General features: G+C 67.4%; 14 protein-coding genes. 8 read left to right on the forward strand and 6 right to left on the reverse strand.

Features of this window, described 5'->3' with window-relative positions; all coding sequences use genetic code 11:
- Positions 1–83: 83 nt before the first annotated feature.
- From GGR36_RS20005 to GGR36_RS20020, 4 genes are all read left to right on the forward strand, one after another.
- Entirely contained in the window at positions 84–482 is a 399-nt protein-coding gene (locus GGR36_RS20005) for a hypothetical protein (RefSeq protein ID WP_183637667.1), read from the forward strand.
- A gap of 224 nt (positions 483–706) precedes the next feature.
- Entirely contained in the window at positions 707–1372 is a 666-nt protein-coding gene (locus GGR36_RS20010) for a class I SAM-dependent methyltransferase (protein ID WP_183637670.1), read from the forward strand.
- A gap of 84 nt (positions 1373–1456) precedes the next feature.
- Positions 1457–1927 (forward strand): cache domain-containing protein, encoded by a 471-nt coding sequence (locus GGR36_RS20015; protein WP_183637673.1) that lies wholly within the window; start codon positions 1457–1459, stop codon positions 1925–1927.
- Positions 1928–2013: 86 nt separating this feature from the next.
- A complete protein-coding gene (locus GGR36_RS20020; RefSeq protein ID WP_183637676.1) occupies positions 2014–2676 on the forward strand; it encodes a pseudouridine synthase in 663 nt (220 codons plus the stop codon).
- Between the two features lie 6 nt (positions 2677–2682).
- Here GGR36_RS20020 and GGR36_RS20025 read toward each other — a convergent pair whose 3' ends face one another.
- Positions 2683–3567 (reverse strand): EamA family transporter, encoded by an 885-nt coding sequence (locus GGR36_RS20025; RefSeq protein WP_183637678.1) that lies wholly within the window; start codon positions 3565–3567, stop codon positions 2683–2685.
- Positions 3568–3693: 126 nt separating this feature from the next.
- Between GGR36_RS20025 and GGR36_RS20030 the strand changes: the two genes are divergently transcribed.
- Positions 3694–4251 (forward strand): flavin reductase family protein, encoded by a 558-nt coding sequence (locus GGR36_RS20030; protein ID WP_183637682.1) that lies wholly within the window; start codon positions 3694–3696, stop codon positions 4249–4251.
- Positions 4252–4257: 6 nt separating this feature from the next.
- Here GGR36_RS20030 and GGR36_RS20035 read toward each other — a convergent pair whose 3' ends face one another.
- Entirely contained in the window at positions 4258–5001 is a 744-nt protein-coding gene (locus GGR36_RS20035) for an N-acetylmuramoyl-L-alanine amidase (RefSeq protein WP_183637685.1), read from the reverse strand.
- A gap of 177 nt (positions 5002–5178) precedes the next feature.
- Here GGR36_RS20035 and GGR36_RS20040 point away from each other — a divergent pair, with 177 nt between their 5' ends.
- Positions 5179–6081, forward strand: a complete 903-nt coding sequence (locus tag GGR36_RS20040; protein WP_183637688.1) for a metallophosphoesterase family protein — start codon at positions 5179–5181, stop codon at positions 6079–6081.
- Here the strand turns inward: GGR36_RS20040 and GGR36_RS20045 are convergent, their stop codons facing one another.
- The 4 genes from GGR36_RS20045 to GGR36_RS20060 form a co-directional block, all read right to left on the reverse strand.
- Complete coding sequence (locus tag GGR36_RS20045; RefSeq protein WP_183637690.1) at positions 6082–6819, reverse strand: 2OG-Fe dioxygenase family protein; 738 nt, start codon at positions 6817–6819, stop codon at positions 6082–6084.
- 79 nt (positions 6820–6898) lie between these two features.
- Positions 6899–7834: a VTT domain-containing protein gene (locus tag GGR36_RS20050; protein ID WP_183637693.1), complete on the reverse strand. Its 936-nt coding sequence runs from the start codon at positions 7832–7834 to the stop codon at positions 6899–6901.
- Positions 7835–7900: 66 nt separating this feature from the next.
- The gene (locus tag GGR36_RS20055) at positions 7901–9670 is read right to left on the reverse strand and encodes a sensor domain-containing diguanylate cyclase (RefSeq protein WP_183637708.1); all 1770 of its coding nucleotides are present in this window, start codon (positions 9668–9670) and stop codon (positions 7901–7903) included.
- Between the two features lie 86 nt (positions 9671–9756).
- Positions 9757–10680, reverse strand: coding sequence for a LysR family transcriptional regulator (locus tag GGR36_RS20060; protein ID WP_183637711.1), 924 nt, complete (start codon positions 10678–10680; stop codon positions 9757–9759).
- A 120-nt stretch (positions 10681–10800) separates the two neighbouring features.
- Here GGR36_RS20060 and GGR36_RS20065 point away from each other — a divergent pair, with 120 nt between their 5' ends.
- Both GGR36_RS20065 and GGR36_RS20070 read left to right on the forward strand, forming a co-directional pair.
- Positions 10801–11217 (forward strand): organic hydroperoxide resistance protein, encoded by a 417-nt coding sequence (locus GGR36_RS20065; RefSeq protein WP_183637714.1) that lies wholly within the window; start codon positions 10801–10803, stop codon positions 11215–11217.
- A gap of 42 nt (positions 11218–11259) precedes the next feature.
- The gene (locus tag GGR36_RS20070) at positions 11260–12267 is read left to right on the forward strand and encodes an NADP-dependent oxidoreductase (protein WP_183637717.1); all 1008 of its coding nucleotides are present in this window, start codon (positions 11260–11262) and stop codon (positions 12265–12267) included.
- Positions 12268–12279 lie beyond the last annotated feature (12 nt).

Raw genomic sequence — 12279 nt, forward strand, 5'->3', positions numbered from 1 at the left:
CCTAGGGTTTTCCCTGGGGTCGCACCAGCTATGCAACAGGGATATTCTTGGCACTCCCCCAGAAGAATTCCAAAGGCATAGCAATGACCGAGACACTGCAGGAACAGGTGGAGACAAACTTCATTGACGGCATCGATGATCTGCTCGCCCGCATGGAAGCAGACATCGTCGCGCCGCCAAATGCTGAACTCGCGATCCCGCTGCTGCCGGAGGGTGCGAGCTACCTGGGCGATCGCCGTGTGCGCGGTCGCATCAGCGGATGGTGGCTTTCCACCAGCGTGCGCACCGAGCAAGTGACCAATGCCGCCGCCATCATCGGCGCCTTCCTGCGCAGCCATCGCGGCAGCACCACCGCAATTGCAGCCTACGACCCGGTCAGCAAACGCATCGAAACCGAGTCCGGCAGCGTCTATGAGCTCGGCATGCCCGACACGGTCTTCGCGGCGCGCGGCCGCCATGTGCTGCGCAAGCTCGGCTTCTGAGCAAAACAAACCTGCCCGGTCCACGATAACCGGGTAAACTGCGGCATCGAACCGGCGGGACACCCGCCGGTTTTCATTTCTGTTTTGCCCCGCGAAATCGCCCTCGGCCCCGCACCCTGCTTCTTCCAAGCCTCGTGCCCGTTCGATCATTTCCCAGACGCACGACGCCCAGCCACTCGCCCGCGCATTCGCTTGCCGCGCCGGCCTCACCGAAGAAGCGCCCCATGCCGGGTTACGAAGTCAAACACGAACGCATCGCCGTCGAAGGCGTTGCCGACATTCACATCCGTTCGCTGCTCGATCGCCAGCAGTACGCCGACCCGCATGGCGAAGCCGAGGCCCTTGGCATCAGCTCGGCGAGCTGGCCGCTGTTCGGGCTGCTGTGGCCGTCAGGCCGCGTTCTTGCCGGCGAGATGGCAGTGCGCGATCTCGCCGGACTGCGCATTCTGGAAGTCGGCTGCGGACTCGCCCTCGCGAGCCTGATCGCCCACCGCCGGCTTGCTGACGTCACCGCGAGCGACGTGCATCCGCTGACCCGCACTTTTATCGACGAGAACCTGCGACTCAACGCCCTGCCGCCGATGAAGTACGCCGACGGCGACTGGGCAACCCGCGACAGCGAACTGGGCAAGTTCGACCTGATCATCGGCAGCGACGTGCTGTACGAGCGTGACGAGGGAGGCCGCCTGGCCGGATTCATCCAGCACCACGCAGCGCCAAACGCCGAAGTCATGATCGTTGATCCGAACCGGGGCAATCGCGCCGCCTTCACCCGCCACATGGCGGCCATGGGTTTCGACCTGACCGAGACCCGCGCCGACTGCATGCACGGCACCGAGCCCTACCGCGGCCGGCTGCTGCGCTATCTGCGACATACCGGCGGCCACTGACGCGCTCAAGCTCAGCAGCGGCGGACCGTAAACCGCTGATACCCGTGTCATGGTGACGCTGGCAACCCGAGACAGGAGACTCCCATGCATACCCTGCGCCGTCTGTTTTGCGCCGCGCTGCTGACCCTGGCCGCCGGAGCGGCCTTCGCACAGGAACAGGGCTCCCGCGAAGAAGCCCGCGCCCTGGTTGAGAAGGCGCTGGCCCACATCAAATCCGCCGGCATGGAAACCGCATTCACCGAGTTCAGCACGCCCGGCAGCAAACCCTGGCATGACCGCGATCTCTACCTGTTCGCCTACGACTTCAGCGGCAAGAACGTTGCCCACGGCGCAAACCCCAAGTTGCGCAATACCAGCCTGATCGACCTGAAGACCGCAGACGGGAAGTTCCTCATCCGCGAAATGATCGAGATGGCCAAGACCAAGGGCGAAGGCTGGATCGACTACACCTGGCCGCACCCGCAGACCAAGGAGCTGGAAAAGAAAAGCGCCTATGTGAAGCGGATTCCGGGCTACGACGGCTTCGTCGGCTGCGGCGTGTACTTCAAGAAGTAGTCCGACAGCCAGGCGCCCCGGGGACGGGCGCCACGGGCCGCGCGGGTGCGCTACAGTCGCGCCTCGCGCGCAGCCCGAACACCCAGATGCACCAGATTCCCTACCACCCACCGGCCCACACCGGTCTCGCCCTGCTCCACTGCGACGATGCCCTGCTGATCGTCGACAAACCCGCCGGCCTGCTATCGGTGCCGGGCCGTGGCGAAGGCATGCAGGACTGCCTCGCCGCGCGTGTGCAGGCCGAATACGCCGACGCCCTGATCGTGCATCGGCTCGACCTGGCGACGTCCGGGATCCTTGTGTTCGCGCGGGGCGCAGCGATGCAGCGGGCGCTGAGTGTCGCGTTCCAGTCGCGTGCCGTCGAGAAAGGCTACGTCGCAGAGGTCGAAGGCCTGCTGGCTGAGGATGCCGGCTCGGTCGACCTGCCACTCATTACGGATTGGCCGAACCGGCCGCGGCAAAAGGTCGACCACGCCATCGGCAAACCCTCACTGACCCACTGGCAGGTCGTGTCGCGCAATCGATCAACCCATTCGACCCGGGTCGCGCTGACGCCGGTAACCGGGCGCTCCCACCAGCTGCGCGTGCACATGCAGGCGATCGGCCACCCGATTCTCGGCGACGCGCTTTACGGCACCACCAGGGGCCAGGCGGCCGCGCCGCGCCTGCTGCTGCATGCCGCCACGCTCACCTTGCCGCACCCCGTGTCCGGCACCCTGCTCCGCATCCGCAGCGACGCGCCGTTCTGAGGCCGCTCAGCCGCGCGCGGTGCGCAGACGGTCCGCGAACAGGTTCAGCGCCAGCCCGGCCATGACCAACGCCGCCGCGAGCAACTTCCAGCCCGGCAGCGATTCGCCGGCAAGCATGGTCGACGCCCCCATGCCGAATACCGGAACGAGCAAGGCCGTGGGCGCCACCGTCGCCGCCGGATGCCTCGCCAGCAGCCAGTTCCAGGCGCCATAACCGAACAGCGTATTGCCCACCGCCTGCCACACGACCGCGCTCCACGCCAGCGCCGAAGCATGCCCGATGCCGGCGATGATCGCGGCCGGCCCATCGAGCAGCGCGCTGAGCGCGAAAAGCGGGAGTACCGCAAACAGGCTCGACCAGGCCATGAAGGCCAGCACATCGACCTTGCCGACGCTGCGCGCAACCGTATTCGCCGCCGCCCAGGCCATGGCGGCGCACAGCACCAGCAGCAGCCCGCTCAGCGTCACCGTGTGGTTGCCCGTTGCCGTGACGTGCGCGGCGATCACACCAATGCCGGCGAGCGCCAGCGCGAGGGCAATTGCCTGCGCACGCTGCAGCCCCTCGCCGCGTTGCCAGCGCGCCAGGCCGATGGTGAAGAAGACTTGCGACTGGATCACCAGCGAGGCCAGCCCGGGCGAGATGTCCGCGCGCATCGCGAGGAACAGCAGGCCGAACTGGCCGACGCCGAGCAAACAACCGAAGGCTGCCAGCTTGCGCCAGGGCGCCTGCGGCCGCTTCAGGAGGAACACCAGCGGGAACGCCGACAGCGTGAAACGCAGCGCGGCAAACAGGAAGGGCGGCAGCTCGGCGAGCCCGAGCTTGATCACCACGAAATTCGTGCCCCACACGAAAACCACGGCAAGGGCGAGCAGGAGGTGCGTGAGCGGCATCGGCGACAACCCGTGAGCGAGGCCGCAGTGTAAGCGGCACGATCGTGCTCCATGTGTCGCCGGCGTATCACTTGCCAGCAGCAATCCGCGACAATGCCTGCCTGCACAGTACCGCCCGGAGCCCTCATGCGAACCCCCGTCGAACTCGCCAAAGCCTATCGTCTGCTCAACCACGGCCCGGTCACGCTGGTCAGCAGCGCCCATGGCGAGCGGCGCAATCTCATGGCCGCGGCCTGGTCGATGCCGCTGGATTTTTCACCGCCCAAGGTCGCGGTCGTGATCGACAAGAGCACCTTCACACGCGAACTGGTGGAAGCCTCGGGTGCGTTCGTGCTGAACATCCCGAGCCGCGCAATTGCTGCGCAGGTGATCGCCGCCGGCGGCTGTTCCGGGCGCGAGGGCGACAAGTTCGACGCGCTCGGCATCGGCGCACTCGCGGCCGATGTGCTCGCCGCACCGCTGGTGGCCGGCTGCGTCGGCTGGCTGGAATGCCGCGTGATCCCGGAACCTCACAACCAACAGGCCTACGACCTGTTTCTCGGCGAGGTTGTGGCGGCGTCGGCCGATGCGCGGGTGTTCTCGAACGGGCGCTGGCATTTCGACGAGGCCGACCCGGCATTGCGCACGTTGCACTATGTCGCCGGCGGGCAGTTCTATGTGAGCGGCGAATCGCTCAACGTCTGAGGCGCGTCAGGGCGACGGCACAGCGCGTGCCTGTTCCGCGATGCAGGCGACCAGCGCCGGGTCGAGCCCGGCAAGGCCGGTCTGCGGCGCCCCGTAGTGCAGCGCGAAGGCCATCGCCGCGGCGTCGGGCGCCTTGAGGTCGTAGCCGATCGCCTGCAAGCCCAGCGCGGTATCGAACCCGGCCGGCGGATTCGCCATCGGCGCGTCGCACCAGAGCCCGAAGCCGCGCCGCGCCATCTCGCGCCAGGGAAAGAAGGACGACGGATCCACCTTGCGGCCGGGCGCGACGTCGGCGTGCCCGACAAAGGCGAGCGGCGTGAGGCGATGTCGCTCGCGCAGATCGGCGAGCAGGCGGTAAAGCGCCGCCATCTGCGCGGCGGGAAACGGCTCGTCGCCGGTGTTATCGAGTTCGATGCCGATCGACGCGGCGTTCACATCGGTGATCGCGCCCCAGCGGGATTGCCCGGCATGCCAGGCGCGTTCGCGCTCGTCGACAAGCTGCACGATCTGGCCGTCGCGGGTGAGCAGGTAGTGCGCACTCACTTCGAGCAGCGGGTTGGTCAGCGTACGCAGCGCCTGCGCCGCGTCCCCGTCGCTGGTGTGGTGGATGACGACCAGACTGATCCGCCGCGCCCCGTGATTGGGTGAGGGGGTCCAGGTATCGGCAAGCGGGTTGCGCTGCGCCGCCGGCATGCAGGCACTCAGCACGGCGGCACAGGCGAGCATGATGACGTTCTGGATCAGGCGCATCAGGATCGGGAGGCTTCACAGGTTTTGCGGCAGCACATCTGTCTTTCGCATCGCGCGATTGCAGGTGGCATGCCGACGACGGCGATTGTGCGATGGTGCGCGATCGCATTGCCGGCGCCAAGCGCATCCGCCACAAACTGCTACGCTCACGGCTTTCCCGTTGCGCCGCCAACTGCCATGAAGCTCATCCTGCGTGTTTCCCTCTTGCTCGCCTTAGCGGGCCTGTCGGCCGCCGCGCGGTCTGCCGCGCCATCCGCCAATGTGCCGGAGGTGGTCTACGCGGTCGGTGACATCGCCGACTGCCGGACAAATGCCCACCGCGACGTCGCCACGCTGATTGCAGCAGACCGCGCGAAACTGCCGGCCGACACCTCGTCGCACCTGCTGCTGCTCGGCGACCAGGTCTACCCGAACGGGACGGCCGCGGAGTTCGCCGATTGCTTCGATCCGGCCTGGGGGCGTTTCAAGCCCGACACTCTGGCGGTGCCGGGCAACCACGACTACCGCACTGCCGCCGGCGCGCCGTTCTACGCCTATTTCGGCGCTCCGGCCGCGCCCTTGGGCTATTACGCCCAGACGCTCGGCAACTGGCTGATCCTCGGGTTGAACAGCAACATCGACATGGGCCCGGATTCGGCGCAGGCGCGCTGGATGTCGGAACAACTCGCGGCGAATACGCGCCAGTGCGTCATCGCAATGTGGCATCACCCGCGCTATTCCAGCGGCGCGCATGGCAACAACGCCGAGGCCGATGCGCTGTGGCGGACGGCCCAGCGCGGCCGGGTATCACTGGTGCTGGCCGGGCACGATCACCACTACGAGCGCTTCGTGCCGCTCGACGCAAGCGGTGCTGCCAGCGATCGCGGCATCCGCAGCTTCGTGGTCGGCACCGGGGGCGCCGGGCTCTACCCGGTGAACCCGAGCCGACCGGCGATCAGTGCCGCGCGGATTTCACAGCGCCACGGCGTGCTTAGGCTCACCCTGGGCGAAGGCAGCTACCAGTGGCAGTTCATCGGCCTGCCCAATGCCGAAGTGCTCGACGCGGGTGAGGGGCAGTGCCTCGCCCCGGCCAAACCGTGATCACGGCCCCTGGAAGCCGCCGCTGCGGAAGGTGACGACCAGGGTGTCGCGATGCCCGCCCGCGGCAAGCGGCAGGATGGGTGTCGATTCGTGGATCACCCGCGCGTCGTCCAGCAATAGCGCCGTCCACGGCTCGGTCATCGTGAAGCGCACGCCTGCCGGGCCGTCGGCCTCGAATACACGGGTCTCGCCGCCCTTGATGCCTGCCCGCCCGACGAGCATCACTGCGACGTAATCCACGCCGTCGCGATGGGCGCCTTCCGGCGTCGGGCGCCCGATGCCGTCGGCGGTATCGATGCGGAACTGGTGGGTTTCGATGAACCACTGCGCCACGCCGGCCACACGCGCCAGGACAGAAGCCAGCCCGACCAGCAACGCCTGCCAGTCGGGCGACGCGAGGGTCTCCGCTTCAACCGGCGCGAACCAGCGTTCGATGCCGCCGTGCAGCGCGTTGTAGGACACCGGTTGCCAATGCGCCCGATGCGCTTGCAGCGTCAGCGCATGTGATCCGGCATCGAAGACGAAGCAGGCATGACGGCGGAACCGGTAACGGCCGCCATCGCGCAAGTAGGCGTCGGCCGGCAAACGATCCCAGGATGGTCGCAAGGCTTCAAGCCCTTCGAGGCGGGCGCCGGTCAGTGCGCACAGGCCGTGCGCATCCAGTGCGGCAAAACCGCCGGTGCGCAGGGTGCTATCGAGAATTTCGGGCGAGACGGTGGGCGGTGCAAGCAAGGTCATCGGCGGACGCGGCGGAAGGCGAAACGCGCGAGTCTATCCGGCGCGGTGCGCGTCGATAAAGCGCCACTTCGGGCGGACGCTAAGGGCGGTCTTGTTCGAGATGCGTGCGCCAGGCGTCGAAACCGCCCTCCAGCGGGCGCACGTTGCGATAGCCGAGCGCCTTGATTTCCTTGGCCGCATGCACCGCCCCCGCATCCTCGGGGCACGCGCACAGCGTCACGACGAGCGCATCCTGCGGCCACTGCGCAACGGCGGCGGCAAGCGAGGCGGCGCTGTAGTCCGCGACCACGAAGTCCTGCAGCTCGCCCGTTTCAGCACGCAAGGTCGCGCCGCGCAGATCAACCATGCGGACCGGCTGGCCGGCGACGAGCATCGCGCGCAGGTCTGACGGGCTGATATGCGGCATTGCCGCGAGGCGCTCGAAACGCTGGCGTAGCCACAATTTCCAGGCCAGCCACAACGCGAGTGCCGCACCGAGAATGAGCAGCGCGTTGAAACCGTAGCGCAGGGCGAGCGCGACCAGCACCTCGATCTGCCCGCGCAGCAGCGCCCCGGCGAGCAGGGCAAGGCCTGCCCACAGCCCGGCACCGAGCGCCGCCGCGAACAGGAAACGCGCCAGTGGCATGCGCAAGGCGCCGGCGATCGGCGGCGCCACCGTCGCGAACCCCGGGATGAACTTGGCCACGACCAGCGACCACAACCCCCAGCGCAGGAAGCGGCTTTCGGTCTGATTGACGCAGGACGCCGGGTTGAGCGAGAGCCGGCACAACCCGTTGAGTACGCGGTAGCCGAAGAAACGCCCCGCGAAGTACCAGACGGCGTCTGCCAGCACCGAGGCCAGCACTGCCGCGGCCAGCATCAGTGCCAGCGACGGCGCGCCGAGCGCAAGGCTGCCCGCGGCGATGAGCGTCGGCACCGCCGGCACCGGCAGGCCAAGTTGCTGCAGCAGCACGTTGGCGAAGACCAGGAACGCGCCTTGCTGCTGCAGGGCGCGGGCGATTTCTGCGTTATCCATGCGCGGATGATCGGGGCGCAGGCCGCCGATTTCCAGTCCCGCCCGCGTGCGTTTTCGGCGGCCGCATCACTGCCGTGTGGCTTCGCTGTCGCCCCACGGGCGTTCGCCGCGCGCGCCGAATTTGCGGGTGTACATCTCGCGGTCGGCAACGCGCATCAGCAATTCAGCCTCGTCACCATCGAGCGGGAAGAGCGCCATTCCGACTGCGCCACCCAGCGCCTGTTCGCCCAGCGGTGCCGGGTCGACGCTGCGCAGCGGCTGCGCCAGGACGTGTTCGATATGGGCACGCACCCGTTCGGCCTGATCGCGATTCTCGACCCGGTCGAGCAGCACGACGAATTCATCCCCGGCGTAACGCGCGACGAAATCGGAAGCGCGCACCGCCTCGCGCAGGCGTTCGGCGATTTCGACCAGCACTTTGTCGCCCGCCTCATGGCCGAGCCGGTCATTGACCTGCTTGAAGTGGTTGAGGTCCACGAACAGCACGGCAAAGGGTATGCCGTCGGCGAGACGACGGTGTCGGTGGATACGGCCGTCGAGGCGACGCATGAACGCGTCGCGGTTGGCCAGGCCGGTGAGTTTGTCGGTGCGCAGGCGTTGCTGCATCACCTCGAAACTGCGCGCCAGCTGGCCGATTTCGTCGTTGCGGCGAATGCCGACCGGCGACTCCAGGTCACCTTCACCGATCGCACGCGCCGACTGCGACAGGCGGCGCAGATCGCCCGCCACCCAGCCGAGGATGCGCAGGCCGAGCACCACCGCGAGCAGTGCCGCAAAGCCGCCGACGATGGCCGTGCGCAACACGTTCTCGGTCACGCCCTGCATGAAATCGCTCGCCGGAACGGCAACCACGGTAATCCATTCCAGCCCGGCATCGTCCTTGACCCGGTCGAAAGCGGCGTGGATCGTCTGCCCGTCGGGCCCGGAGAAGGTGCGCGTCTGCGGCAGCTTGGCCTGCTTGAGCGAGGCGAGGGTGTCGCGCACCTCGGCATAAGTGGCGGCCAGCAGCGGGTGGCCACTGTCGGCGGCGGCCAGGCGCTTGTTGCTGCCGTCGGGCTGGCGGGCGATGTTGGGGCTGGCGGAGGATGCGATCAGGTCGCCGTTGGGCTCGACGATGAAGGCGATGCCGTTCTTCGACAACGCCAGATTCGCCACAAAGTCATTGAGCCCCTTGAGGGAGATGTCGGTCGCGACGACACCCTCAAACTCTCCGGCGGCATTGAGCACGCGGCGGGCGCGGGTTGCGACCAGGCCACCGTGGCGGAAGTCGATGTACACCGCCGTCCAGGTGTGCATGCGGGCGCTCTCTCCCGCCTTGTACCAGGGGCGCAAGCGCGGGTCATAGACTTTGGCCTCGCGTGAAGCCTCCTGCAACTCGCCGCTGATGCCCTTGAAGTTGTAGAAGGTGCGCGCGTCTTCCGCCTTGAGCTTGAGGCGCAGTTCACCGTCGTCGAGCGAATTGCGCCAGAGCCCCATGAACTGCCCGGCGCGGTTGCCGTAGTACGCGTAGTTGTTGGGGTCGATGTGCAGCGAAGTGGCGATCCACATGCGCGTGCGCAAGCTGCCCAGGTCACTCTCGATCGATGCCGGCGCCGGCATGCCATTCGGGAACACGGCTTCGAGCACCGCGCCCGAACCCACCACATGCCGATCGACCGCCTGCCCGATGCGGCCGACCGTTTCGATCAGCAGGTGGTCGGATACCGTCGCCACCGCGCGGCTGCCGGCGACGTAGGACAGGATGCCGATGGTGACCGCGAGGATCAGGATCAGCGCGACGTAGGGGACGGTGAGGACCTGGCGCAGCGATAGCGAGGATTCGGAGGTCTGGCTCATGAATCGTTATTCTTGTCTCGGGCGAAGCGCGATTGTCCCAGCAACAGGCGATCCGTGCAGTGCAAATTCCTGCCGATGCAACACTTTCAATGGCAATCGGCCAGCGCCCGCGTGATTTCCTCGAAGCAAAGGGTGCGCAACCAGCTGTGGCCGGGGTCGTGGTGCAGGCGCTCATGCCATAGCAAGGCGTAACGGATACGCGGCAGATCGAGCGGCACTTCGCGTTCCACCAGCCCGAGGCCGCTGCCATACAGCCGCGCGAGCGTGCGCGGCACGCTCACCACCATGTCGCTGCGCGCCGCGATCGACAACGCCGCCATGAAGTTGGCGACCCGCACCGCCACCCGCCGCGCGCGCCCGATGCGCTCCAGCGCCAGATCCACCACCCCGCGCGGATCGGCGCCACCGAGGTGGATCAGGATCTGCGGAAGCTTCAGGAAGGTCTCGAGATCGAAGTCCTGCGACAAGGCCGCATGCCCCGCACGCAGCAGGCACACGAACTGGTCGTCGCCCAGCCCGCGCCCATGGATGCCGGCCGGCGCCTGCGCCACCGTGGCAAGCGCGAGTTGCGCCTCGCCGCTTTCGAGCTGGCGATAGCCCTGGTCGTCGCGCCAGGCGCTGATCGTCAGGTCGAGCTGCGGCGCCTCGCGGTGCAAGCGCTCGACGACGCGCGGCAGCATCGAATTGGCACCGTAGTCGGTGGTGCTGATGCACCAGCGACCACGCGCCTGCGCCGGGTCGAACAGCGGCGGTGCAATCAGGCCAGCGACGTCGGCCAGCGTCGCGTCGAGCCGTTCGCGCAGCGCCTCGGCGCGGGGTGTCGGTTTGAGCCCGCTCGGCGTGCGTACGAACAGCGGGTCGCCGAACAGCGCCCGCAGGCGCCCGAGCGTGCGACTCATCGCCGGCTGCGTGACGCCCAGACGCTCGGCGGCGCGCGTGACATGCGCCTCCTGCATCAAGGCCTGCAGCGCCACCAGGAGGTTCAGATCGATACCGTTCAGATCGGCCATGCGTAATCATTACTTTCAGTCATGACCGCAATTCTAATCATGCATTGGATTAATGCCGAGCCGATCGATACAGTGCCTCTCACCCGCTGCCCCGGCAGCCTACCCACGAGAGACCCCGACATGAAGACCCTCTACACCGCTGTTGCCACCGCCACCGGCGGCCGTGAAGGCCGCGCCGTCAGCAGCGACGGCGCCCTCGACGTGACCCTCGCGCTGCCGCGCGAACTGGGCGGTTCCGGCAAGCTCGCCACCAACCCCGAACAACTCTTCGCCGCCGGCTATTCAGCCTGTTTCGAGAACGCGATCCGCCATGTCGCACGCGCCGCGAAGATCAACATCACCGAGTCTTCGGTCACCGGGCGTGTCGGAATCGGTGCCAATGCCTCGGGCGGCTTCGTGCTGAGCGCAGCCCTCGAAGTGAGCCTGCCGGGCCTGGACCGCGACACCGCCCAAACGCTGATTGCCAAGGCGCACGAAGTCTGCCCCTATTCGAACGCGACACGTGGCAATCTCGACGTCCAGATCACCCTGCTCTGACACTTGATACCCCGCCCATGGGCGGGGACTGGAGAACACACCATGTTCATCGAATCGACCCGCGAGATCCGTCTCGCCTCCTACCCGGCGGGTCTGCCGACCGCTGCGAATTTCGAACTGGCGACGACGCCGGTGCCGCCACTCAAGCAGGGTGAAGTGCTGGTGAAGAACCTGTGGATGTCGGTGGACCCTTACATGCGTGGCCGCATGGTGAATCGCGAGAGCTACATCCCGCCGTTCCAGATCGGCAAGGCGCTGGATGGCGGCGCGGTGGGCGAGGTGATCGAGTCGAGCAGCCCGCGCCTGAAGGTGGGTGACGTGGTGCTGCACCAGTTCGGATGGCGCGAGCATGTGGTCGCCACCGATAGCGCGTTTCACCTGATCGACACCCGCCTCGCGCCACCGCAGGCCTGGCTGGGGGCCATCGGCATGCCGGGCATGACGGCGTGGACCGGGCTGACCCGCATCGCCCGCGCACAGCCGGGCGAGACGGTCTTCGTCTCGGCCGCCTCGGGCGCGGTCGGCACGATCGCGGTGCAGATCGCAAAGATCCTCGGTTGCCGCGTCGTCGCAAGCGTCGGCAGCGAAGAGAAGGCGGAACTGGCACGCACGCTGGGTGCCGACGCGGTGATCAACTATCGCAGCGCCCGCGACCTCACCGCCGCCCTGCATATGGCAGCGCCGGAAGGCATTGACGTGTACTTCGAGAACGTCGGCGGCAGCCACCTCGAAGCGGCGCTCAACTTGCTCAAGCCGAACGGGCGCGTCGCGCTGTGCGGCATGATCGAACAGTACAACGCCACCGAAGCGCCGCGCGGCCCGGCCAATCTCGGCCTGGCGATCGTCAAGCGGCTGCGGCTGGAAGGCTTCATCGTCTCCGACCACTGGGGACACTACCCCGAGTTCGTGAAGGCGATGGCCGGCTGGCTCGCGGCCGGAAAGATCCAGACGCGCGACACGATCCGCGAGGGCCTCGCCGCCGCGCCAGACGCATTCATCGGCCTCTTCCGCGGCGAAAACACCGGCAAAATGCTCGTCAAACTTGCCTAAGAACGAGGCCGC

The sequence above is a fragment of the Niveibacterium umoris genome, from assembly GCF_014197015.1.
Lineage (GTDB): Bacteria > Pseudomonadota > Gammaproteobacteria > Burkholderiales > Rhodocyclaceae > Niveibacterium > Niveibacterium umoris.

What these genes read in the sequence shown, in the direction of transcription:
- GGR36_RS20005 (WP_183637667.1), top strand. Translation starts at nt 84, where the DNA reads ATGACCGAGACACTGCAGGAACAGGTGGAGACAAACTTCATTGACGGC.
- GGR36_RS20010 (WP_183637670.1), top strand. Translation starts at nt 707, where the DNA reads ATGCCGGGTTACGAAGTCAAACACGAACGCATCGCCGTCGAAGGCGTT.
- GGR36_RS20015 (WP_183637673.1), top strand. Translation starts at nt 1,457, where the DNA reads ATGCATACCCTGCGCCGTCTGTTTTGCGCCGCGCTGCTGACCCTGGCC.
- GGR36_RS20020 (WP_183637676.1), top strand. Translation starts at nt 2,014, where the DNA reads ATGCACCAGATTCCCTACCACCCACCGGCCCACACCGGTCTCGCCCTG.
- GGR36_RS20025 (WP_183637678.1), bottom strand. Translation starts at nt 3,567, where the DNA reads ATGCCGCTCACGCACCTCCTGCTCGCCCTTGCCGTGGTTTTCGTGTGG.
- GGR36_RS20030 (WP_183637682.1), top strand. Translation starts at nt 3,694, where the DNA reads ATGCGAACCCCCGTCGAACTCGCCAAAGCCTATCGTCTGCTCAACCAC.
- GGR36_RS20035 (WP_183637685.1), bottom strand. Translation starts at nt 5,001, where the DNA reads ATGCGCCTGATCCAGAACGTCATCATGCTCGCCTGTGCCGCCGTGCTG.
- GGR36_RS20040 (WP_183637688.1), top strand. Translation starts at nt 5,179, where the DNA reads ATGAAGCTCATCCTGCGTGTTTCCCTCTTGCTCGCCTTAGCGGGCCTG.
- GGR36_RS20045 (WP_183637690.1), bottom strand. Translation starts at nt 6,819, where the DNA reads ATGACCTTGCTTGCACCGCCCACCGTCTCGCCCGAAATTCTCGATAGC.
- GGR36_RS20050 (WP_183637693.1), bottom strand. Translation starts at nt 7,834, where the DNA reads ATGGATAACGCAGAAATCGCCCGCGCCCTGCAGCAGCAAGGCGCGTTC.
- GGR36_RS20055 (WP_183637708.1), bottom strand. Translation starts at nt 9,670, where the DNA reads ATGAGCCAGACCTCCGAATCCTCGCTATCGCTGCGCCAGGTCCTCACC.
- GGR36_RS20060 (WP_183637711.1), bottom strand. Translation starts at nt 10,680, where the DNA reads ATGGCCGATCTGAACGGTATCGATCTGAACCTCCTGGTGGCGCTGCAG.
- GGR36_RS20065 (WP_183637714.1), top strand. Translation starts at nt 10,801, where the DNA reads ATGAAGACCCTCTACACCGCTGTTGCCACCGCCACCGGCGGCCGTGAA.
- GGR36_RS20070 (WP_183637717.1), top strand. Translation starts at nt 11,260, where the DNA reads ATGTTCATCGAATCGACCCGCGAGATCCGTCTCGCCTCCTACCCGGCG.